The sequence below is a fragment of the Rhizobium hidalgonense genome, from assembly GCF_005862185.2.
GTDB classification, from domain to species: Bacteria; Pseudomonadota; Alphaproteobacteria; order Rhizobiales; family Rhizobiaceae; genus Rhizobium; species Rhizobium hidalgonense.
Genome location: NZ_CP054028.1, coordinates 520,691 through 542,346 on the forward strand (window position 1 = coordinate 520,691; position 21,656 = coordinate 542,346).

Sequence of the window (21,656 nt, forward strand, 5' to 3'; positions counted from 1 at the left end):
CCGCAAGTTTACTTGAAGCGGATCTGCGACAGCTGCAGTTCGGAATTCGTTGCGATCGTCGGCTTAAAGTCGAGACGCGACGAAACCCGGGTGAAACCGACCATATGAAACATCGGGATATCGGCGATGATCTCGGTGTTCACCTTGGCGAACAGCTCCTTCCAGAGTTTCGTGCGCTCGTCGCCGGTGGCCGAGGTCGCCTTGGCAATCAGGGCGTCGACTGCGGGATCCCGGACCATCGAGTGCGAGCCGTCGCTCGCATATTTCACGAAGGCGGTGAAGACCGGATCGCCGGTCGCATTATCGTGCTGAGACTGGGTCAAAGTCGGACCGGAATCGGCGACGAAAGGTGCAACAAAATACCCGTTCCACACGGAAACGTCGTACATGTCGAGCTTGACGTTCAAGCCCACGTCCTGAAGCATCGCCATCATTGCTTCCATCGCTTCGGTGGCATTGGGATATTGCCCGTTGCGGCCGATGATGCGGATCTCCTGATCGACCGGAACGCCGTCAGCTTTCGCGGCTTTGACCAATTCCTTTGCTTTTTCGGGATCATAGGGCCATGCGGGGATATCGGCATTGTAGCCGATCGTTGTGGGCACGACGAGTTGTGTGGCGATCTTCGCCTGTTCAGGGAACAGGGTTCCGAGCATTGCCTGACGATCGATGGCGAGGTTCATCGCTTCGCGTATGCGTCGGTCGTTGAGCGGTGCCGCGCGAGTGTCGATGCGCAGCGATGTCGTCTCCGAATTCGGATAGGCGAAATCGGTTTCCTTGTTGGTGGCATCCTGCACCGATACGGCCGGAACGATATCGGCTTCGCCGGCATCGACCATGGCGGCCGCGACAGCGCTATCTGAGCGGAACAGATAGGTCGCCTGTTCCACCTGCGGCTTCTCCCCCCAATAGTCCGGATTGCGCTTCAGCACGATCGACTGGCCGATCTCCCATTTGTCGAACGTATAGGGGCCGGTGCCGATCGGCTTGCGGGTGAATTCGTCTGCTGGCGTCGCTTCGGCCGACTCCACAGCCATCACCGTCATCAGCAAGGGAAGAATCGGCTGGGCTGGTTTCGTGGTAATGCGGATCGTGTTGGCATCCGGCGTCTCGAAACTGAATTCCGTGCCGCCGAAATACTTGCCGCCGGTCTCACAGCTGAGCTTCTTGTTCTTGTTGCGCTCGATCGTGAACTGGACGTCCTTGGCGGTGAACGGCTTGCCATCGTGCCATTTGACATTCGGGCGCAGCTTGAACTCCCAGGTGTCATCGTCGATCTTCGACCATTCCGTCGCCAGGCGGGGTTTGAGGCCGCCATTGACGTAGTCGAATTCCACCAGCATCTCGTTGACGTTTTCAGAAATCACCCGGCCGACGTCCTGGCGCGCTGCCATGCAGGGCTCGACGACATCGACGGTTTCGGCAAGCACAACAGTGACGTTGCTCTTGGCATCCTCAGCAAGAGCCGAGCCCATACTCAGCCCGATCACGGTGGTTGAAAAGCAGGCTGCTGCCAAATGAAGCTTCATTTCGTTCTCCTCCCATGCGCCATCGGCGCTCCTTCCAGCAAATCTTGGTCTTGTCTTTCGGTGGCTCGGCCCTCGCTTCCTCCTGCGAGAGTCGATCTAATACATAAGCGCACTAATATACTAGTTGAGAAGTGCGATCAAGCGCGATGCCCGAGGCACGGACCTTCCCACCTGGCTGAACACTCAATTTTTAGTGGGGCGAAGCGGTCAGTCCGCGCATCTCGACCTCGTCACGAGCAAGGCTGGCGACGGCGTCCGCATCGGTCCTGCCTCGAAGCCGGCAAATGATCGTCGCGAAGTTTCGTCGCGACGATCCATTTGGCATTCCCAGTCTCAGTTGCGCAGATCTTGGGGCAACAGGCCGGCGGGGAAATTTTGGTAGGCGACGGGGCGCAGAAACCTGCGGATCGACATGGTCCCGACGCTCGTCGCACCGAAATTGGTCGAGGCCGGATAGGGTCCGCCATGCACCATCGCATCGACGACCTCGACGCCGGTCGGGAAACCATTGACCAGCACTCTGCCCGCCTTCCTTTCAAGGATCGGCAGCAGGTCGCGGGCAAGGCCAAGATCTGCGTCGTCCATATGGATCGTCATGGTAAGCTGTCCCTGGAAGCTCTCGGCAAGGGCGACCATCTCTTCAGGCGAGCCGACGCGCACGACGAGCCCGAGCGGACCGAACACCTCCTCGCTGAGCGAATGATCGGCAAGCCAGGCCAAACCCTTCGTCTCGAACAGGTTCGGGCCTGCAGCACGGTCAGCACTCTCTGTCGTCAGAACCGGCGAGACTGCGTTGCTTGCCCGCATGCGTTCGACACCTTCGTGATAGGCGCTAGCGATGCCTTTGGTCAGCATGGTCTGCGGCGCCACCTTTTCAAGAGCGGCCTTGGCAGCCCCAGTGAACTGGTCCGCCTCCGGTCCGTCGACGACGACGGCAATACCGGGATTGGTGCAGAACTGGCCAGCGCCAAGCGTCAGCGAGCCGGCCCAGCCTGAACCGATCGCCTCCGCCCGGGCAGCGGTCGCGGCCGGCAGCAGGAACATGGGATTGACGCTGCCGAGTTCCCCGAAGAAGGGGATCGGCTCAGGGCGCTGGGCGCAAAGGTCGAAGAGTGCACGACCACCGGCCAGCGATCCGGTAAAGCCGACGGCCTTGATGGCGGGATGCGTCACCAGAGCCGTGCCGACATCACGGCGCCCTCCCTGAATCAGACTGAAGACGCCGGCCGGCATTCCGGTGCGTTCGATGGCAGCCGCAACCGCCTCGGCAATGATTTCACCTGTGCCGGGGTGGGCTGAATGTCCCTTCACCACCACAGGGCAGCCGGCGGCAAGTGCTGCTGCCGTATCACCGCCGGCCGTCGAGAATGCCAGCGGAAAATTCGAGGCGCCGAAAACGGCGACCGGGCCGATCGGCCGCTGCACCAGACGGATCTCGGGCCGCGGCGCCGGTTGCCGATCGGGAAGCGCTGGATCGATACGAGCGTCGAGATGCGCGCCCTTGCGGATATGCTCGGCAAACAGCTTGAGCTGGCCGGTGGTGCGGGTGCACTCGCCGTTGAGCCGACCTTCCGGAAGCCCGGTTTCCTGGGTTCCGATCAGGGTAACGGCGTCGCTGCGTCTGTCGATCTCCTCGGCAATTGTCTCGAGGAAGATCGCGCGCTCCTCACGTGTCTTTGCTGCATAGGCAGCGAATGCCGCTTCGGCAGCGCGGCAAGCACGGTCGACCAGTTCCGTTGTACCAACGGCAAAGTCGTGTGCCGGCCCGTGCGCAGGCTCGGAGCGAAATGTCGTCGTTCCTGCAATCCACTCGCCGGCGATGAGATGCCTTCCTGAAGGGGTCCAGCTCATTGTTATCCTCCTTGGCGGAGCCTTGCTCCGTCCTGATGATCAGATGTTCGAGATGCGCCGCTCTAGCGGCCGTTCACCTTCCGCCATTCGGCAAAAAGCGCCAAATTGCTTTCGTCGGTGGCCGGGTAGAGGCCAATGATCGTATGTCCTTGCTTGACGCGCTCCGTGACAAAATCCTCGTAAGCGGTCATCTCGACCGCTTCGTCGGCGATCTCGTCGGCGATTTCGGCAGGGATGACGATCACGCTGTCGTCGTCGCCAACCATGACATCGCCTGGGAAGACCGCCACATCGCCGCAGCCGATCGGCACGTTGATGTCAATCGCCTCATGCAGCGTGAGATTGGTCGGACTGGAGGGGCGATGGTGATAAGCGGGAATCTCAAGGCCGCCAATGGTCATGGCGTCGCGGAAGCCGCCGTCGGTGACGACGCCGGCCCCGCCGCGCACCATCAGACGGGTAATCAGGATGTCGCCAGCGGAGGCGGCGCGCGGATCCTTGCGGCTGTCCATGACCAGAACATGGCCTTCGGGGCAGCTCTCAATGGCCAGCCGCTGCGGATGTTTCGGGTTGCGAAAGACGTTCATGGCGTTGCGGTCCTCGCGTGCCGGCATGTAACGTAGCGTGAAGGCCGGGCCGACCATATTGCGGCCCTTCGGCTGCACCGGCCGGACGTCCTGGACCGTCTGGTTTCTCAGACCTCGCTTGAACAGCGCCGAGCAAAGCGTCGCGACGGAGACACCCATCAGCTTTTCACGGGTTGCAGGGTTCATATTTCCTTCTCCTCGTTCAAATTCAGCCGCCGAAGCTGCGCGTTTCCACGGTCCAGTCACGGGCTTTGCCCGTCAGGCTGCAGCCAAGTCCCGGACGTGCGGGCACGATCATCCGGCCGTCTTTGATGTCAAGTTGCTCGTTAAACAACGGCGCCAGCCAATCGAAATGCTCCACCCACGGCTCATGCGCATAGGCGGCCGCCAGGTGCAGATGGATCTCCATGGCGAAATGCGGCGCCAGGCGCATACGTTTGGCCTCCGCTTGCGTGCAGATGCGCAGAAATGGCGTAATGCCGCCGACCCGCGGCGCATCCGGCTGAATGAAGTCGACCGCATCGGCTCGGATCAGGGCCATGTGCTCGTCGGCGCTTGCCAGCATCTCGCCGGTGGCGATCGGCGTGGCGAGTTCGCGCGCCAGTGCAGCGTGACCCTCGGCGTCGTAGGCATCGAGTGGCTCTTCGATCCATTCGAGATTGAGCGGCTCGACCAGGCGGCCGAAGCGCAACGCCGTCGTGCGGTCCCATTGCTGGTTCGCATCGACCATCAGCGGTACACGGCCATCGATATGGCTGGTCACCGCATCCAGCCGGCGAAGATCGACCATCGGATCCGGCTGCCCGACCTTGATCTTGATGCCGCCGATGCCGGCGGCGATCGAGTGATCGATGGCATCACGGATTTCCTCGACGCTCGACGACAGGAAGCCGCCAGAAGTGTTGTAGCAGGCGACGCTGTCGCGATGGGCGCCAAGCAGTTTTGCCAGCGGCAGGCCGGCCCGTTTCGCCTTCAGATCCCAGAGGCAGATGTCGATGGCGGCAATTGCCTGCGTCGCAATGCCGGAGCGGCCGACCGAGGCCCCGGCCCAGCAGAGCTTGTCCCATAGCCGCGCGGTATCGTTGGGGTCTTCGCCGATCAGGTTGTCGGCAATCTCGCAGGCATGAGCATAGAGAGCAGGCCCGCCTGCCCGCTTCGAGTAACTGAACCCGAGGCCACTATGGCCTGCTTCGGAGACGATCTCGCAAAACAGAAACGCCACCTCCGTCAGTGGCTTCTGCCGGCCGGTCAAAACCTTGGCGTCGCTGATGGCCCGCGCCAAGGGCAGATAGGCGAGCGACAGGGTGACCGATCGGATGGCGTCCAGCTTGGCCGGACCTGCCGCAAAGCCAGCCTTGGGCGGCTGTGCGGGGATCGTGCGTCGATTGGGATCAAGCATCGTGGTGCCCTCAGTTGATAGCCGGCTCAGGCGTCTTGCCACCGAATTCCGTCGTCAGGAAGTCGAAATCGCAGCCCTTATCGGCCTGCTCGATATGGCTGGAGAACATGAAACCATAACCGCGCTCATAATGCTGCGTCGGCGCCACCCAAGCCGCACGCCGCGCCGCGATCTCCTCTTCGGAAACCAGCATATTGAGGCTGCGTGAGGGAATATCAAGCTCGACCATGTCCCCCGTTCTCAGCAATGCCAGTGGGCCGCCGATGTAGGATTCCGGTGCAACATGCAGAACGCAGGCGCCAAAGCTGGTCCCGGACATGCGGGCATCCGAGATGCGCACCATGTCGCGCAGGCCGAGCTTCAGCAGCGCCTTCGGCATCGGGATCATGCCCCATTCCGGCATGCCGGGCCCGCCCTGGGGGCCGGCATTGCGGAGCACCAGCACGGTATCCGGTGTCAGTGGATAGTCGGGATCGTCGATGATCTTTTTCATCTCCGCATAGCTGTCGGCGACCAGCGCCGGGCCGCAATGGCGATGGAATTTCGGGTCGCAGGCGGCTGGTTTGATGACCGCGCCATCGGGACACAGGTTCCCCTTCAGCACGGCCAGCGAGCCTTCGTGATAAACCGGGTTCGACAATGGCCGGATAACGTCGTCATTGTAGATTTTCACCTGGTCGAGGCCGTCCACCAGCGGTTTTCCCGTGACGGTTATCGCGGTTGGATCAAGCTTGTCGCCAAGCTGCTTCATCAGCGCCCGCAAGCCACCGGCATAGAAGAAATCCTCCATCAGGTAGGTCGAACCGGAAGGCCGGATGTTGGCCAGAACCGGTGTCGTGCGGCCGATGCGATCGAGGTCATCGAGTTCCAGGGGGACGCCGGCGCGCCGCGCCATGGCGATCAGATGAATGATCGCATTGGTGGAACAGCCGGTCGCCATGGCGACCGTGACGGCATTTTGCACCGCCGCCGGTGTGATGATCTGGTCCGGCGTCAGGTCCTCCCACACCATATCGACGATCCGGCGGCCACAGGCCGCCGACATGCGCTGGTGGTTGGCGTCGGCTGCCGGAATCGAGGAGGCGCCCGGCAGCGTCAATCCCATGGCCTCGGCGATCGCCGTCATCGTCGACGCCGTGCCCATGGTCATGCAATGGCCGTAGCTGCGGGCAATCCCGCCTTCGATGCCCTGCCACTCCTCCTTGGTGATCGTGCCGGCACGCCTCTCGTCCCAATATTTGAAACCGTCGGTCCCGGAGCCTAGGGTCTTGCCGGCATAGTTGCCGCGAAGCATGGGCCCGGCAGGCAAATAAACAAAGGGAATGCCCATGCTGACGGCGCCCATGACAAGACCCGGCGTCGTCTTGTCGCAACCACCCATCAGAACGGCGCCGTCGACAGGATGGCTGCGCAGCAGTTCCTCGGTCTCCATCGCCAGCATGTTGCGATAGAGCATGGTGGTCGGCTTGACGAAATTTTCGGAAAGGGAAAGCGCCGGCAACTCCATGGGAAACCCGCCCGCCTGAAGAATGCCCCGCTTCACCCATTCGGCGCGCTCGCGGAAATGCATGTGGCACGGCTGGGCATCGGACCAGGTGTTGATTACGGCAATGATCGGCTTTCCCTGCCAATCCTCCGGCGCATACCCCATCTGCATGGTCCGCGACCGATGACCGAACGAGCGCTGATCATCCGGCAACATCCATCGGGCCGACCGCAATTGCTCGTAAGTTTTTCCAGCGGTCACGGCTTTTCTCCCATATTTTGCGCGCTCCTCCGCGACGTCGTTCTAACTAATATTTTAGTTTTCCATATATATCAACGGCAACTTTGTATTCTTGTGCATTAGGCCACGCGAAGCTATGAGTGGTGTGAAAGGAATGCCCCAATGAATTCCCAGTTCGCCTCCACTTTCGGCTTGATCGCACCCGGTTTTCCAGCCGCCGCCGGCAGCACGGTCCAGCGGGTCTATGATGATCTCAGAAAACGCATCATCACCATTCAGCTGCCGCCGGACACCACGTTGTCGCGCACTGAGCTTACCGAGACCTATGAAGTCAGCCAGACTCCCATTCGTGACGCGCTGCAACTCCTCAAACAGGAAGGCCTGGTTCGCATTTATCCGCAATCCCGCACTGTGGTGACCAGGATCGATGTCCTGCAGATTTACGAGGCGCATTTCCTTCGCGTCGCACTGGAATCGGAAGTCTGCCGCCGTCTCGCGACCGATCCGGATCTCGATCCGAGCGTCATCACCCGAGCCCGCTCGATCATCAAAATGCAGTCGGCCGTCGCTGACGACGTCGATCAGATTGCCATTTTTCAGGAGCTCGACGAGCTCTTTCACCAGACATTGTTCGCCGGCGCCAAGCGCAGCAGCCTGCATCAGCTGGTTCGTGAGCGGTCCGGTCATCTCGAGCGCATTCGTCGTCTGCATCTGCCCGAGAAGGGCAAGATCATGAGCATCCTCGATGGTCACCACGCCATCATCGACGCAATTGCCGCCCGCGACGAACAGGGTGCCGTCGATGCGATCCGTGAGCACCTCAGCCAGACCGTCGCAAAAGTCGAAGAACTCAGGAAGGAGTTCCCCGATTACTTCGTATAATCTGGCCGCGCCGCGGGTTTGCGCCAGACTCAATTGACCGGCGTCAGCAGCGGCCTGCCTGCGAAGAAGGCGGCAAGGTTGTCGACCGTCAATTGTGCCATCCTGTCGCGCGTTTCCTCGGTACCGCTGGCGTGATGTGGATAGAGCACGACGTTATCGAGGGCTGCCAGGCGCGGATCGGGATTGGGCTCGTTTAGGTAGACATCGATGCCGGCCGAAGCGATCCGCCCTTGCTGCAGGGCCGCGATCAAGGCCGGCTCATCGACCACGGTGCCGCGGGCAATGTTGATGAAGCTGCCAGCCGGCCCGAGCGCATTCAGCACTTCGGCTGAAATCAACCCTTCGGTCGAGGGCCCGCCCGGCGTCGCCACGATCAGGATATCGGCCCAGTCGGCCAGTTTTACCGGGTCGGCGAAATAGGCAAACTCGTTATCGGCTTTTTTCGTCCGCCCATAATAGCCGACCGTCAGCCCGACAGCCTCGCTGCGCCTGGCAATCGCCATGCCTATGCGCCCGAGCCCAACGATGCCTGCCCTTTTGCCCGCGGTCGACGTCGTCAGTGGCATCATGCCTTTCCGCCCCCAGTCACCGGAACGCACATAACGATCGCCTTCCGGCAGGCGACGGCGCGCCGCCAGCATCAGAAGCAGCGCCATATCGGCAACATCGTCGCAAAGCACCTCGGAGGTGTTGGTGAGCTTGATGCCGCGCCGCGTCATCGCCTCGACATCCATCTGATCGTAGCCGGCCGAGGAACAGGCGGCCAGCTTGAGTGCCGGCAATTTCGCAAGCAGCGCTTCGTCGATCGTCACATGGCCGTTGCAGACCAGGGCCGTGCAGATCGGGCCGGCTTTCTGAAGCAGCGCATCCCGTTCGTCGCCTTCTGCAAGATCGAGCCGGTGCAGCGTATAGGTGTCCTCCAGCATTGCCATCTGACGGGGCCGGAGCGGATAGGCGACGATGACATCGGGTTTCATGCGGAAACGAGTCCTTCCTGTTCATGACGTGTGGCACGGCGCCTGGCCTGAACCTCGGGATCTGGATCGAGGCTGGCGGCCAGAAGCGCCCGGGTATAGGGGTGGGCGGGCGCGTCGAAGATCTGGGCAACCGACCCCTCCTCGACGATCTCGCCGGCCTTCATGACGATGACGCGGTCGGCGAAATCGCGAACCACCGGCAGGTCGTGGGCGATGAAAAGGTAGGACAGACCGAATTCGCGGCGCAGGCCCTCGAGCAAGGCGATCACCTGCGCCTGGATCGACACGTCGAGTGCCGAAACCGCCTCGTCGCAGATGATCAGTTTCGGCTCCATCGCCAGCGCGCGGGCAATCGCGATGCGCTGGCGCTGGCCGCCGGAAAATTGATGCGGATACCGGTCTGCCATATCCGGCTTCAGGCCAACCTTGACCAGCAACTCGGCCACCCTCTCCTTCCACCTTGCTTTCGGCAGGATATCGGGGTGAATGAGCCAGGCCTCGGAAATCAACCGGAATACGCTCATTCGCGGATTCAGCGACTGGGTCGGGTCCTGAAAGACCATCTGCAGATCGCGACGCAGCCCGAATATTTCCCTTGGACTCATCGCCAGCAGATCGTTGCCGCGGTAGAGGACCTGGCCCTCCTGCGGATCATCGAGGCGAACGATCGCCCGGGCAAGCGTCGACTTGCCTGAACCGCTCTCGCCGACAACGGCAACGGTTTCGCCTGGCATGATGACGAGGTCGACGCCCTTTAGCGCCTGGAATGCGCCAAAACTCTTCTTCAAGCCGGTGGCGCGCAGCAGCGGTTCGCCCTGCCGGTCACGCTCGTGCGCCATCGCGCCCTTGCCGGGTGCGGCGGCAATCAGCTTCTTCGTATAGGGGTGCTGCGGATTGCGATAGACTTCGGCCGCATTGCCCGTTTCGACAATGCAGCCGGAATTCATCACCACGACCCGGTCGGCGATTTCCGCAACGACGCCGAGATCGTGGGTGATCAGCAGCAGGCCCATTCCGGTTTCCTGCTGCAATTCCTGCAGAAGTTCGAGCACCTGCGCCTGCACCGTAACATCGAGCGCGGTGGTGGGTTCATCGGCAATCAGGATGTCGGGCTTGCACGCGATCGCCATGGCGATCATCAGGCGTTGCCGCTGCCCGCCGGAGAACTGGAACGGATATTTTCGCATCGCCGCCTGCGGATCGGTTATGCCGACCCGCTGCAGGAGTTCCAGCGCCCTGGCACGGGCTTGCTCGGCGGACTGACCATGTGTGGTCATCATTTCGGTGATCTGCCAGCCGACCGTGTAGACCGGGTTGAGATGGGCCAGCGGGTCCTGAAAGATCATGGCGATCTTGACGCCGTTGATCGAACGCCGCTCCTCGGACGTCATCTTTAGCATGTCGCGCCCTTTGAGCAGAATGGTGCCGCTGGTGATCTTGCCGGGTGGCATGTCGATCAGGTTCATGATCGCCGAGGCGGATACGGACTTTCCCGAACCGCTTTCCCCGAGGATTGCCAGCGTCTCGCCGCGATCGAGATGCCAACTGACATCCTGCACCGCCTTGACGGTGCCACCGATCGTGTGGAACTCGACCGAGAGGTCACGCACTTCCAGAAGATGTTCAGCCATTTTTCCTGCCCCTCATTTCAAGGCGCCAGCGTTGCGTCGGATCGAGCGCAATGCGCAGCCAGTTCGACAGAAGGTTCAGCGACAGCGTCGTCAGGATGATCGCAAGGCCCGGCCAGAAGGACAGCCACCAGGCATTGGTGAGATAGGGTCGGCCCTGGGCAACCATGAGGCCCCAGGTGATTTCAGGCGCCTGAATGCCGATCCCAAGGAAGGACAGCGAGGATTCCGCCAGCATGACGAAGGCGAAATCAAGCGTCGCGATGGTCACCAGCGTCGGAAAGATCACCGGCAGGATGTGATGGAAGACAATGCGCCAATAGGATGCTCCCATGACCTTCGCAGCCTGCACGAACATTCGCTCGCGCACCTCAAGCACTTCGGCGCGGGTGGTGCGCAGATAGATGGGAATGCGGGTGATCGCCAGGACGATGACGATATTGGTGACCGAGGGTTCGAGCATATAGAGCACGATCACCGCCAGAAGCAGCGACGGAAAAGACATGATGACGTCGCCGAGGCGCATGATCCATTGAGCGGCGGAAGAGCGGCTGTAACCAGCCACCAGTCCCAGGCCCGTGCCGACGACAGAGGATGCAAGCACCGCCGCCGCGGCAACCAGGATGGTATTCTGTGCCGCCACGATGACGCGGGCAAGCAGCGGCCGGCCCAGCGCATCGGCTCCAAGGACGTAAAGCAACCCCCGGGTGATATCGAAGGGCGGCGCGTTTCGGCCCCGCAGGTTCTGCTTGGTGGCGATGCTCTCCAGCAGAAGCGGGCCAAACAGCGCACAGAGAAGAACGATCAGGAGGAAAAGAGCGGCAAAGAACGCCAGCTTGTCGGCCCACAGCATGGTCAGCCAACGCCCGATCGGGCCGCTCGGTTTTTTGTCGACGAGGATCTGCGTGTCGGTCATCGTCATCGCTCAATACCGGATACGCGGATCAAGCAGCGCATAAGCGATGTCGATCAGCAGGTTCATGATGAAGATCGCCAGCGCCGAGACCATGATGACGGCCAGCACCACGGCGAAATCGCGAAGCAGGATGGAATCGATCATCAGCTTGCCGATTCCAGGAAAACCAAACACCGTCTCGACGACAACGGCACCGTTCAGGATGGCGGCCGCCTGGTCGCCGATGACGGTGATCACCGGCAGCATGGCGTTGCGCAGCCCGTGAACGAAGATGATCGAGTTCGAACGGACGCCCTTGGCGCGAGCCGTCTTCACATAGGCGGACGACAGAACGCTAATCATCGAACCGCGCACCACCTGCAGGATCAGGCCGAAGGGACGGATGAACAGCACGCTGACCGGCAGCACCCAGTGCCAGAAAGTTCCCGTTCCCGATGTCGGCAGGACATGCAGTTTGACGGCGAAAATGACGATTGCCACGATGGCAAGCCAGAAATCCGGGGCCGCAGCGCCGATCAGCGAGAAGAAAGTGGCAAGACGGTCGAAGACGCCGCCGACGCGAAACGCCGCGAGCGAACCAATGACGATCGCAGCGACCGTGACCAGCGCCATGGTGATGACAGCGAGCCAGAAGGTCCAGACGAAGGCCTCGAGCACGACATCCATGGCGGGACGGGCTTGGCGCAGCGACTGGCCGAAGTTGCCCTGTGCGAGATCTAAGACATAACGGCCGAACTGGATAATCAACGGGTCGTTGAACCCGTTCATTTCACGGAACTGCTGGCGCATTTCCGTGGTCGCATCAATCGGCAGGTAGAGGTTGGTCGGATCGCCGGTCAGCCGGGACAGGAAGAAGACGATGACGATAAGCACCACCAGCGATACGCCGCTGGCGATCGCACGTTTGCCGATGAAACTCTTCATGCCACTCCTCCCGAGTGAAACCCATAGGGACCGTTAGCCTGGTCATCGCACTGCTCGTCACACACCTCCGACGGCAAACTGAAATATTAGTGCATCTAGAATTTTTGTGAACCCCCTTTCTGAAAATCGTCAGCTCTTGCCAACCGGGGGCTTTCGCCGCCACGCCATGCCGCCCGTCGCGATAATGGTCGCGCCGATGATGACCGCCGCTCCAATCCACATCTGCGCAGCCGGAACTTCGGAGAAAAATACGAAGGCCATCAGTGCAACGACCGGCAGCCGGAGAAAGTCGAGCGGTGCCAGAACGCTTGCCGCCGCCATACCGAAGGCGCGCGTAATCAGCGTCATGTTCAGTGCACCGAGTGCCCCCTGCATGGCAAGCAGCCCGAGCTGGCTCCAGCTCGGCATGGACCAAATCGGCAGCATGACGATCAGGCCAAGCGGCACCGTCGCTATCAGATTCCATGCAACCAGCCGGTCCGCACTATCCCTCAACGCCATCCGCCGCAGCATCAGCTGGCTCGCCGCCGTCAAAACCGCTCCTGCCAGCGCAAAAAGCAGCCATTGATCGAAACCGGACGCTCCGGGGCGAATGACGATCATGACGCCGATAAAACCTGCGACGATGCCGGCGACGCTGGCGACGCCGACACGTTCCTTGAGCACAAGCCACGCACCGAGAACGAGAAACATCGGCATGGTGAAATTGATCGCCGTGGCATCGGCGAGTGGCGCATGCGCAAATGCGATGAACAAGGCAACCAGTGAGGCAAGCTTCAGACCCGCCCGTACGACATGCAGAACACGATAGGGTGAGGCTTTCAGGCTGACCCTGGACACGATCCACGGCGAGACGGCAAGAAGTCCGAAAAACGACCGGAAAAAGCCGATCATCAATGGATGCACGTCGCCGGCCAGCAAGCGCACGATGATCGCGTCGAGACTGTTCAAAAAGGCTGCGGCCACCATCATGCAGACGGCGAGGCCTGTGCGACCGGGCTGCATCACGCTTCTCCTGAATGAACCAATGCAGGCCACGCCATATCGGCCACTCGATACGGCTGCGCGCCGACCAGCGTTCTGCATCCGCTATCTGTCTATAGCGTGGTCTTATCGCGATCCATTAGTCACCGTCCATACTAAAATACAAATATATTAGTTGAAGCTCGAAGCCAGGCGAATTGACGTGATGCACGTAGGGCGTTGAAAACCGCACAAAAATTCCGGCGATTGATTTCGCTGGTATACGGATTCGTGGGCTTGAAAGAATCGAAGGAATACACTTTATCTGGGATGATGAGCCGTAAAACTACCCATGATAGAGAAAATGCTGTCATCCATCCCCGTTGGAAGGTTGGCCACGTCTCTTTAATCCGACGGTTCCGAAAGAGCCTGATCTCCTCACCCCCAAATTAGCCGCCCAGCAACCGTGACTTTCCAGCCGCCTCTCACGCCTGAGAGCGGCAAGGATATGTCCGGGAATTTCGCAATCTCAGTAGCTACCTTCCATAAGGATATCTCCATGAAGCTTACGCGCAATCACCGCCTGATGATGGCAAGCACCGCCTTCCTGGCCCTGGCCGGCCCCTCCTTCGCGCTTGACGGCGCTGATATGATGAAGAAGCTCAATGCCGCCACCAGTGCCGGCGGCACGGTCATCACGTTCGAAAAGGCTGATGTCGATGGCGATACGGTCACGGCGACAGGCGTCCAGGTGGGATACGCGAACCTGCCCGGCGAAACTCTGAAGATCGGCGAGCTCACCTTCGAGGGGGTCGAGGAAACCGAAGGCGGCGGCTACCACGCTAAATCAGTCTCTTTCCCGGATATCGACATGAGCCAGGAAGAAGGACGGTTTTCCGCAAAGGACATCGAGATTGCTGGCTTGACGATTCCGGCCAATGCTACCGGCGACACGCTGAACGACATCCTCCTCTATGAGACCGTCAGCACCGGGCCGATCGCCGTCAACATCAAGGGCAAGGACGTGTTTGCCATCGAAGGCATCGAGTCGAACCTCGAGCGCCAGGATGGCGGATTTACCTATGACGCCAATGTCGCCGGCCTGAAAGCCGACCTGTCGCAGGTCGAGGATGCAAGCGCGAAGGAGGCAATCGAGAAACTCGGGCTGGCCACGCTCGACGGCGCGGTGACGATGAAGGGCAGCTGGGAAGTCGAAAGCGGCAAGATTGCCGTCGACGAATACGCTTTCGACTTCAAAAACATCGGCCGGCTGAATATCGCCGTCGACTTCTCCGGCTATACACTCGCCTTCGTCAAGTCGTTGCAGGAGGCGGTGAAGACGGCCGAGGCCAATCCGAACAAGGAAGAGGCCAACCAGGCCGCCGGCCTTGCGATGTTGGGGCTGATGCAGCAACTGACGTTCAACAGCGCCTCGATCCGTTTCGACGATGCCTCGATCACCAAGAAGGCGCTCGACTATGCCGGCGCGCAGCAGGGGGTCACGGGCGACCAACTGACGCAATCGCTGAAAGGTCTTGTGCCGATGATGATGGCGCAGCTCAACCTGCCGGAATTGCAGAACCAGGTGTCGGTTGCCGTCAACGCCTATCTCGACGGGCCGAAAAACCTGACGATCAGCGCCGCACCGGAAAAACCCGTTCCGTTTCCGATGATCATCGGCGCGGCCATGGGTGCGCCAAACACCATTCCTTCGGTGCTTGGCGTCAAGGTCACCGCGAACGATTAAGCTGGCCGCTCAGCCGGGGGCGGGTTCCGACCTGCCTCTGGCTCCCTCCGGGAAAGCCACGGATCGGCGATTCCTGCGATTGCCCTAAAGCTCGTCGCTGCGGCGCCTCACGGCGTGCTTGAGCGCGATCATATGCCTTCTCCGCTCCAGGACATAATCGGCATAACCGACGCAGAAGAACAGCAACGTGGGGCCGGCATAGATGACGATCAGAGCCAATGCGATAAGGATGAATGCAGTCGTCATGATCTTGTTTCCATCATATTGGTCGCGCCGCATTTAAAGCGGTGACAGCGGATGGCCTCATCTCAACATTCGCTGTCCTTATTTGTAGAAAATTCGCCGGCTGCGTATTCGTTCCTTCCCCGCTCGATTTCCGTTCGTACGACGGAAGCTGGTGGCTGCTTCGATATCGATCATCCACGCGGCCTCTCCTCCCGCATTGCCGCCGTCACGCGCTTGAGCAGCGGGACCGACAGCAGATCCTCCAGCAGAACCGAGAGCTTCGGCTTCCAGTTCGGATAGCTATGGCTGGTGCCTGGAATATTGGTCGGTCTTTTCTCGTCGGTGAGATCGGCAAGCCGCACGGCGGTCAGGAGCGATGGGGTCCGAGCAATGAAACGGTAGGCGCTGACGGTCAGATCCTGCAGCGTCTCTTGGCTTGCCCGCGCCGCCATAAGCTGGGGCGGCACGTCGAGGCCGGCGGCCTTGAATGCCGCTTTCAGGTGCCTCCGCTCGCGCTTGCGGTGTTTGAAATGTTCTTCGGTGAGATCGGGCGGTACGATACCGTGTTCACAGCGATCCTGAATGTCGGCGCCACGCCACCAGCCGGCAAGCGTCTGGTGGTCATGCGTCGAAATGCAGGCGAGCGCGAGGACGGGATAGGCATCGGCCGGCTGGAAGCCATTCTCGTCCTGTTCGTAGGAAAGGATCCGATAGGAGAGAATTCCGGCAGCCGCCAAATCCTCCTGCAGTCCTTTTGGAATCATTCCCAGGGATTCTCCGATGACCAGGCATCGATGTTCGGCCGAAGCCTCCGCAAGGATCTGCAGCAGCCGGTCCTCGGGATAGCGGACATAGGCGCCGCTGTCCGGCCTGTCCCCTAATGGCACCAGGAAGAGGCGGCGAACCGCCGGGGCGTGGTCGATGCGAATGGCGCCCGCATAGCGCATGGCGGTACTCACCATGCGCCGGTAAGGCGACATCCCGCCTCCGGCAATTTTGGAAGGCAGGTATCCGGCAAGGTGCCAGTCCTGCCCCTCTATGGCGAATGGATCGGGAGGGCTGCCGATCGTGGCCTTGGAGACGTAGATGTCAGGCCCGCTCCACGTTGCCGAACCGTCGACCGCCTCTCCGACGGCAAGATCGAGATAAAGCCCTATCCTGAGGCAGGCCTTGCGCGCCCGATCCGCCGCCTGCATCAGCTGGCAATGGGCAAGCCATTGCAGCCACATATGGAAGCGAACGCCATCTGCGTGCTCGCGTTCGAATTCGCCGACAGCGGCACTGTCGAAGCGCCGGAACTCGGCTGGCCACCGTTGCCAACCGGCGCCCGCCCCGTGCTCGACCATGGAAGCGGAGAGGCATTCGAAGAGCGCATGTAGCCGCAGGCTGTCGCCTCCTTGCGCGACAAAGGCGTCGAAATCGGCCGGGTTATAGTCCTCGTCACCAGCGTGGCCTTGTCGCCACGCCGGCCAGAGATCGCGCAGGGCGGCGAGCTTGGTTCGCGCGACGCCGATGTAGTCGACGAGATCCGATTGGCGAAGGCGCTCCAATTCCCCTTCGAGTTCGGGACAGCCGGCAAAACCCGGCACCTCGTCGACCGCGATATAGAGCGGGTTGAGATGCTGGCGGCTTGAGGGTTCATAGGGGCTGCAACGGTTGGGATCGGCGAGGAACGGTGCGTGCAGCGGGTTGAGGCCGATGAAATCCGCCCCCAGCGATCCCGCCAGATCGGCCATATCAGCCAGATCCTTGAAGTCTCCTATGCCCCAGTTGCGTGCCGACCGGAGCTCGTAAAGCTGCAGGCTCACGCCCCAGACTTTTGTGCCGGAAAGGAAGTCCGGCAGAAATGATACCGGGATCTTCCGGCCGCCCGGCTTGCCTTGCCGCCCCTGCGAGCCAGTCAGCGGATCCGCCGTCGCCGTCAACTCGATATTGAGCGCCGAGAGTATTTTGCGCTTGGTCGCGGCGGAAACCGCCACCTCCCGGTTCTCGGGGCTAGGCCTTGTCGGGCTGATGCCGTGGAGGCGGGCGAGCTTGTCGAGTTCAGCCGATTTCATCATTCGACCCTTTCCTCCGTCCGTCACGCCTCGCTGATGCTCCAGATCACCGTCCAGGGCGCCAGAGCCCCGCCATCGTTCCCACCGAGCCGGAATATGGTCTCGGCGCCCTGCTGCGAGGGGAGCGCCGCCGCCGCTTCGTTGCCAAGGTTGGCGCGCAAATGAAGACGTCGGCCCTCCGCAAGGGTCCAATCCACCGCGATCGTATTTCCCGCCGCGCGGTAGACCGCGCCTCCGGCGGCGGCCCCCTTCAGCAAAGGCACGATCCGCCGGTGCCGGAGGTCGAGAAGTGTCCTGTAATAGTCAAGCAAATCAGAGGAAGTGCGTTTCGACCAATCCAGTTTGGCCGCAGCAAAGGTCGATGGCGCCGTCGGGTCGAGGAGGTCGTCGGCGTCGAAACCCGGCAGACGAGAAAGCTCCTCGCGACGGCCTTTCCTGACCTTCTCGTTCAGATCTTCGTCGAAATCGCAGAAAAAGGGAAAAGGCTCTCTGGCGCCCCACTCCTCGCCCATGAACAGCATCGGTATCTGAGGCGCGAGCAGGTAGATTGATGTGACGGCCTTGCCGGCATCGGCCGGGCTCGACGCCAGAACCCGGTCACCCAGCGCCCGGTTGCCGATCTGATCATGGTTCTGGATGAAGGAGATGAAAGCGGTCGGCGGCAGGTGGCCGCTCGGCCTGCCACGGCTTGCCCCCCGATAAGGCATATGTTCACCCTGGAATACGAAACCTTCCGCCAGCGCCCGGCCGAGTTTGCCGGCGTCGCCGGCATAATCGGCATAATAGCCGAAGGTTTCACTGGTGGCGGTGATATGCAGCACATGGTGGAGGTCGTCGTTCCATTGGGCGGTGAATAGCTTCGCTTCGCCTTCTTCGTCACGCTTCAGCAGATCGCTGTCATTTTCCTCGTTTTCGACAATCAGATGAACAAACCGGTCGCCGGCCGCAGCCCTGACGCGGCGCGCAAGCTCGTGAAGCAGATGCTCGTCGCTATCGTCCTTGATCGCGTGAACGGCATCGAAGCGGAAGCCGTCTAGCCTGAATTCGGTGATCCAGTAGATGGCATTCTCAATGATGAATTCGCGGATCATCTGCGATCCGTCGCCGTCATAGTTGATGCCGTGGCCCCAGGGCGTCTTGTGGTGATCGGTAAAGAGCGGCGCATAGGAGGGGATATAATTTCCGTCGGGCCCGAAGTGGTTGTAGACCACATCGAGGAACACCGAGATGCCGCGCTGATGCGCTGCATCCACCAGCGCCATGAAATCCTCCGGCCTGCCATAGCTGCTGTCAGGAGCATAGGGCAGAACGCCGTCATAACCCCAGCTGTAACGGCCAGGGAATTCACTGACCGGCATGATCTGCAACGCCGTAATACCCAGCGTCTGCAGATGATCGAGCCGCTCGATCGCCGCCGTGAAACTGCCCTCCGATGTGAAGCAGCCGATATGCATCTCGTAGACGACCATCTCCTCCCAGGGCCGGCCGGTCCAGTCGCTCGTCTTCCAGCCATAGGAGGAAAGATCGACCACTTCGCTCGGACCATGCACATCCCGCGGCTGGAACCGCGAGGCGGGATCGGGAATTTCAAGGCCGTCCGGCAGGAGGAAGCGATAGCGCGTGCCGGGACGGGCAATAGGAATCATGCACCGATGCCAGCCACCCTCCCCCAGCTGCATCGGCTGCGGATCGGCACCTTCGATTTTCAACGACACGCTTTCATGCAGAGGAGCCCAGAGCCGAAACAAAATACCGTCTTCAGTGAATGCCGGGCCGAACGTCATATTGGTCAACGGAAAACCTTCGGTGAAGTGAGGATGGATTTGGGTAACTTTTGCGGGCGCAAAAAGTTTCGTTCGCACGTGGAGCATGCGCAAGCGGCCGCCGTCACGGATAACATATTCACTGGCTCAGAAGAGGCCGCCTCAGTCGAACCAGGTCGATGGCTCGCGCATCCCGTGGACAATCACGACAATTTCAGCGCCATAAATCGTGGGCTCATAGATGGCGATGTAGCGCCCCTCGATGACCAAACGGGCAGCAGGGCTAATATCCGGTCGAGCAGGCCCCATTTCGGGATGGGTGGCAACCAGCTCGAACTTATCGAAAAGCTTTTGCAGGAGTCTGTCCGCTGCCGGTTCGTTGTGAACGGCGATATTGCGCCAGATATCTCCCATCTGACGCTGCGCACGTGGAGATAACTTATATTTAGCCACGGGCTGCGCGTTCTGCTTTCAACTCTTGCAGGAAGCGCGCGGGATCAACCTCTTCGGGTTCGCCGCTGGCTTTACCCTCAGCATACTCCCGCTTGAGCATTTCCAGCTCAAGCGCGCGCATTTCCTCACGCTGCTCCAACAGCCGCAGGCTATCGCGCACGACCTCGCTGGCGCTGGCATAGCGTCCGCTTTCGACAAGCTCACGGACAAGCCCTTCATAGCGAGGGCCAATATTGTAGCTGGAGGGCATAGCGATACCTTTTCGTTGAGGCGATATTATCAGTTTTTGATAAAAGCGACAACTACAACTGTCCGCCGACCCATGATTGCAAGACGTTTCAACCGTCACGCCGCCGCGACTTTGCCTGAGAGTGCCTTATCCATGGCCGCCTGAAGCTGCTCCTGGGTGAAAGGCTTCGTCATCCTGAGCATGCGGCCGAGGCCGTGGTCTTCGGAAAACTCGGCATAGCCAGAGGCAAGGATGATGGGCAGGCCTGGGAAGGCCGAACGAAGATGGCGCGCGAGCTCGGCGCCCGTCATGCCGGGCATGGCATGATCGGTGATGACGAGATCGCAATCCCGTCCGTCGGCCAGGAATTCCAAGGCCTGCGAGGCGGAAGAGGCCTCGCGCGGCAAGTGTCCGAGATCCTCCAGCATCGCCACGGTTCCCGTCCGGACAAGAGCATCGTCGTCGACGACGAGGATGGCGAGCGATCTCGACACCGGTTTCGGAGGCTCCGTCGCCGCGGCCTCGACGACGGGCTGCGTCCTGACGAAGGTCTCAGCGACGGGCAGCCACAGGGATACTGTCGTGCCCTTGCCCCTCGCGCTCGATATCTGGATCGAGCCGCCCGATTGCGCCGCCAGGCCATGAACCATCGAAAGGCCGAGGCCGGTGCCCTTGCCGACCCCTTTGGTGGTAAAAAACGGCTCGGCGGCACGTGAGACCGTTGCCTCGTCCATGCCTTCTCCATCGTCCGACACCGATATTCTGATGTAATTGCCGCCCACCAGACCGGCCGGGCGGGGCTCATCGGCGTGAGTGGCCGCAACCGTCACGGCGCCGCCGCTTTCCAGCGCGTCGCGGGCATTGACGAACAGGTTGAGCAGCGCCAGTTCCAGCTGGTTGCTATCCACCAGAAGCGGCGCCAGATCGGCCGGAATGCGCTTGCGGATTTCGATACGCGGCCCCACCGCCTTGGCGAGAAGATCCTCGACGTTTTCGAACAGTCGGAGGAAATCGACCGCCTGCGGCTTGAGCTCCTGGCGGCGGGCGAAGGCAAGCAGGCGCTGGGTCAGCGCCGTGCCGCGCTCGGCCGCCTGGATCGCATTGGTCAGCAGACGTTCGCTGCGTTCATCCACCGGGAGCCGCTTCTTCAAAAGGTTGAGACTGCCGAGCACGGCCATCAGAAGATTATTGAAATCGTGAGCCACGCCGCCAGTCAGATGGCCGATCGTGTCGAGCTTCTGCGCCTCGAACAGCTGCGCGAGCGCCTCTTCGCGCTCGCGCGTCCTTTGATCGATCCGCTGCTCGAGCTCCTCGTTGAGCTGACGCAACTGGGCGGCCGAGGCCTCGAGTTCGGCGGTTCGCTGGTGAACGCGAGCCTCCAGATCGGCGTTCAGGCGTTCGAGCTCCCGCGTCTTCCTGTAGAGATCGGCAAAGACCCTGACCTTGGCCCTCAGCACCTCTGGTACGATCGGCACGGAGACATAGTCGACGGCGCCGACCGCATAGCCGCGCAGCCGGTCGGGTTCGGCCAGCATCACCGCGGAAACGAAGATGATCGGCGTGTTCTGATAACGCGGGTGTTGCCGGATCATGCCGACGAGCTCGAAACCGTCCTGTTCCGGCATGCAGACATCGACGAGGATCACCGCGATTTCGGTGCGCAACAGATGCTCGAAAGCTTCGCGAGCGGACTGCGCCTTGATAAGGTTTTCCTCTAGCTCCTCGAGAATGACCTCATAGCTCAGGAGTTTCGCAGGCTGATCGTCGACGAGAAGGATGTTGACGGGGTTCATGGCCGGG

General features: G+C 61.0%; 18 protein-coding genes. 2 read left to right on the forward strand and 16 right to left on the reverse strand.

All coding sequences use genetic code 11. From position 1 onward, the window contains the following. Positions 1–8: 8 nt before the first annotated feature. The 5 genes from FFM81_RS23770 to araD form a co-directional block, all read right to left on the reverse strand. Positions 9–1,529 carry an ABC transporter substrate-binding protein gene (locus tag FFM81_RS23770; RefSeq protein ID WP_128398232.1) on the reverse strand — a complete coding sequence of 507 codons (1,521 nt, stop codon included), beginning with the start codon at positions 1,527–1,529 and terminating at the stop codon, positions 9–11. Between the two features lie 333 nt (positions 1,530–1,862). Beyond that, positions 1,863–3,380: an aldehyde dehydrogenase (NADP(+)) gene (locus tag FFM81_RS23775; RefSeq protein WP_138384460.1), complete on the reverse strand. Its 1,518-nt coding sequence runs from the start codon at positions 3,378–3,380 to the stop codon at positions 1,863–1,865. Positions 3,381–3,442: 62 nt separating this feature from the next. Next, a complete protein-coding gene (locus FFM81_RS23780) occupies positions 3,443–4,153 on the reverse strand; it encodes a ribonuclease activity regulator RraA (protein ID WP_003572708.1) in 711 nt (236 codons plus the stop codon). 22 nt (positions 4,154–4,175) lie between these two features. Continuing rightward, a complete protein-coding gene (locus tag FFM81_RS23785) occupies positions 4,176–5,366 on the reverse strand; it encodes an L-talarate/galactarate dehydratase (protein ID WP_138384459.1) in 1,191 nt (396 codons plus the stop codon). A 10-nt stretch (positions 5,367–5,376) separates the two neighbouring features. Next, positions 5,377–7,113, reverse strand: a complete 1,737-nt coding sequence (gene araD, locus FFM81_RS23790) for an L-arabinonate dehydratase (RefSeq protein ID WP_138384458.1) — start codon at positions 7,111–7,113, stop codon at positions 5,377–5,379. Between the two features lie 141 nt (positions 7,114–7,254). Here araD and FFM81_RS23795 point away from each other — a divergent pair, with 141 nt between their 5' ends. Beyond that, positions 7,255–7,974 (forward strand): GntR family transcriptional regulator, encoded by a 720-nt coding sequence (locus tag FFM81_RS23795; protein ID WP_003572711.1) that lies wholly within the window; start codon positions 7,255–7,257, stop codon positions 7,972–7,974. 29 nt (positions 7,975–8,003) lie between these two features. Here the strand turns inward: FFM81_RS23795 and FFM81_RS23800 are convergent, their stop codons facing one another. The 5 genes from FFM81_RS23800 to FFM81_RS23820 all read right to left on the reverse strand — a co-directional run bounded on the left by FFM81_RS23800 (position 8,004) and on the right by FFM81_RS23820 (position 13,424). After that, complete coding sequence (locus FFM81_RS23800) at positions 8,004–8,951, reverse strand: 2-hydroxyacid dehydrogenase (RefSeq protein WP_138384457.1); 948 nt, start codon at positions 8,949–8,951, stop codon at positions 8,004–8,006. Then, the gene (locus FFM81_RS23805) at positions 8,948–10,582 is read right to left on the reverse strand and encodes an ABC transporter ATP-binding protein (protein ID WP_138384456.1); all 1,635 of its coding nucleotides are present in this window, start codon (positions 10,580–10,582) and stop codon (positions 8,948–8,950) included. Before FFM81_RS23805 ends, FFM81_RS23800 begins: the two co-directional genes overlap by 4 nt. Further along, on the reverse strand, positions 10,575–11,501 hold the full coding sequence (locus tag FFM81_RS23810; protein WP_172643056.1) for an ABC transporter permease: 927 nt from the start codon (positions 11,499–11,501) through the stop codon (positions 10,575–10,577). The genes FFM81_RS23805 and FFM81_RS23810 overlap by 8 nt, the downstream gene beginning before the upstream one ends. Before the next feature lie 3 nt (positions 11,502–11,504). Next, positions 11,505–12,419, reverse strand: a complete 915-nt coding sequence (locus FFM81_RS23815) for an ABC transporter permease (protein WP_003572715.1) — start codon at positions 12,417–12,419, stop codon at positions 11,505–11,507. Positions 12,420–12,548: 129 nt separating this feature from the next. Beyond that, entirely contained in the window at positions 12,549–13,424 is an 876-nt protein-coding gene (locus FFM81_RS23820) for a DMT family transporter (RefSeq protein WP_003572717.1), read from the reverse strand. Positions 13,425–13,941: 517 nt separating this feature from the next. Here FFM81_RS23820 and FFM81_RS23825 point away from each other — a divergent pair. Further along, entirely contained in the window at positions 13,942–15,129 is a 1,188-nt protein-coding gene (locus FFM81_RS23825) for a hypothetical protein (RefSeq protein ID WP_138384455.1), read from the forward strand. Between the two features lie 84 nt (positions 15,130–15,213). On the opposite strand, the gene FFM81_RS23830 is transcribed toward FFM81_RS23825, so the two are convergent. The 6 genes from FFM81_RS23830 to FFM81_RS23855 all read right to left on the reverse strand — a co-directional run bounded on the left by FFM81_RS23830 (position 15,214) and on the right by FFM81_RS23855 (position 21,649). Then, complete coding sequence (locus FFM81_RS23830) at positions 15,214–15,375, reverse strand: hypothetical protein (RefSeq protein ID WP_003572720.1); 162 nt, start codon at positions 15,373–15,375, stop codon at positions 15,214–15,216. A 170-nt stretch (positions 15,376–15,545) separates the two neighbouring features. Beyond that, entirely contained in the window at positions 15,546–17,411 is a 1,866-nt protein-coding gene (gene malQ, locus FFM81_RS23835) for a 4-alpha-glucanotransferase (RefSeq protein WP_173883876.1), read from the reverse strand. A gap of 23 nt (positions 17,412–17,434) precedes the next feature. Next, the gene (gene treZ, locus FFM81_RS23840) at positions 17,435–19,195 is read right to left on the reverse strand and encodes a malto-oligosyltrehalose trehalohydrolase (protein WP_246401382.1); all 1,761 of its coding nucleotides are present in this window, start codon (positions 19,193–19,195) and stop codon (positions 17,435–17,437) included. A 141-nt stretch (positions 19,196–19,336) separates the two neighbouring features. After that, on the reverse strand, positions 19,337–19,627 hold the full coding sequence (locus FFM81_RS23845; RefSeq protein ID WP_003572724.1) for a type II toxin-antitoxin system RelE/ParE family toxin: 291 nt from the start codon (positions 19,625–19,627) through the stop codon (positions 19,337–19,339). Continuing rightward, complete coding sequence (locus FFM81_RS23850) at positions 19,620–19,877, reverse strand: type II toxin-antitoxin system ParD family antitoxin (RefSeq protein WP_003572725.1); 258 nt, start codon at positions 19,875–19,877, stop codon at positions 19,620–19,622. The genes FFM81_RS23845 and FFM81_RS23850 overlap by 8 nt, the downstream gene beginning before the upstream one ends. A 95-nt stretch (positions 19,878–19,972) precedes the next feature. Further along, on the reverse strand, positions 19,973–21,649 hold the full coding sequence (locus tag FFM81_RS23855; RefSeq protein WP_003572726.1) for a response regulator: 1,677 nt from the start codon (positions 21,647–21,649) through the stop codon (positions 19,973–19,975). Positions 21,650–21,656 lie beyond the last annotated feature (7 nt).

Bases quoted from the DNA above. Each gene is read 5' to 3' on its own strand.
- FFM81_RS23785 (WP_138384459.1), bottom strand. From the start codon at position 5,366: ATGCTTGATCCCAATCGACGCACGATCCCCGCACAGCCGCCCAAGGCT.
- FFM81_RS23805 (WP_138384456.1), bottom strand. From the start codon at position 10,582: ATGGCTGAACATCTTCTGGAAGTGCGTGACCTCTCGGTCGAGTTCCAC.
- FFM81_RS23820 (WP_003572717.1), bottom strand. From the start codon at position 13,424: ATGCAGCCCGGTCGCACAGGCCTCGCCGTCTGCATGATGGTGGCCGCA.
- FFM81_RS23795 (WP_003572711.1), top strand. From the start codon at position 7,255: ATGAATTCCCAGTTCGCCTCCACTTTCGGCTTGATCGCACCCGGTTTT.
- FFM81_RS23800 (WP_138384457.1), bottom strand. From the start codon at position 8,951: ATGAAACCCGATGTCATCGTCGCCTATCCGCTCCGGCCCCGTCAGATG.
- FFM81_RS23830 (WP_003572720.1), bottom strand. From the start codon at position 15,375: ATGACGACTGCATTCATCCTTATCGCATTGGCTCTGATCGTCATCTAT.
- FFM81_RS23810 (WP_172643056.1), bottom strand. From the start codon at position 11,501: ATGACGATGACCGACACGCAGATCCTCGTCGACAAAAAACCGAGCGGC.
- FFM81_RS23850 (WP_003572725.1), bottom strand. From the start codon at position 19,877: ATGCCCTCCAGCTACAATATTGGCCCTCGCTATGAAGGGCTTGTCCGT.
- FFM81_RS23775 (WP_138384460.1), bottom strand. From the start codon at position 3,380: ATGAGCTGGACCCCTTCAGGAAGGCATCTCATCGCCGGCGAGTGGATT.
- FFM81_RS23780 (WP_003572708.1), bottom strand. From the start codon at position 4,153: ATGAACCCTGCAACCCGTGAAAAGCTGATGGGTGTCTCCGTCGCGACG.
- FFM81_RS23855 (WP_003572726.1), bottom strand. From the start codon at position 21,649: ATGAACCCCGTCAACATCCTTCTCGTCGACGATCAGCCTGCGAAACTC.
- FFM81_RS23770 (WP_128398232.1), bottom strand. From the start codon at position 1,529: ATGAAGCTTCATTTGGCAGCAGCCTGCTTTTCAACCACCGTGATCGGG.
- FFM81_RS23825 (WP_138384455.1), top strand. From the start codon at position 13,942: ATGAAGCTTACGCGCAATCACCGCCTGATGATGGCAAGCACCGCCTTC.
- treZ (WP_246401382.1), bottom strand. From the start codon at position 19,195: ATGACGTTCGGCCCGGCATTCACTGAAGACGGTATTTTGTTTCGGCTC.
- malQ (WP_173883876.1), bottom strand. From the start codon at position 17,411: ATGAAATCGGCTGAACTCGACAAGCTCGCCCGCCTCCACGGCATCAGC.
- FFM81_RS23815 (WP_003572715.1), bottom strand. From the start codon at position 12,419: ATGAAGAGTTTCATCGGCAAACGTGCGATCGCCAGCGGCGTATCGCTG.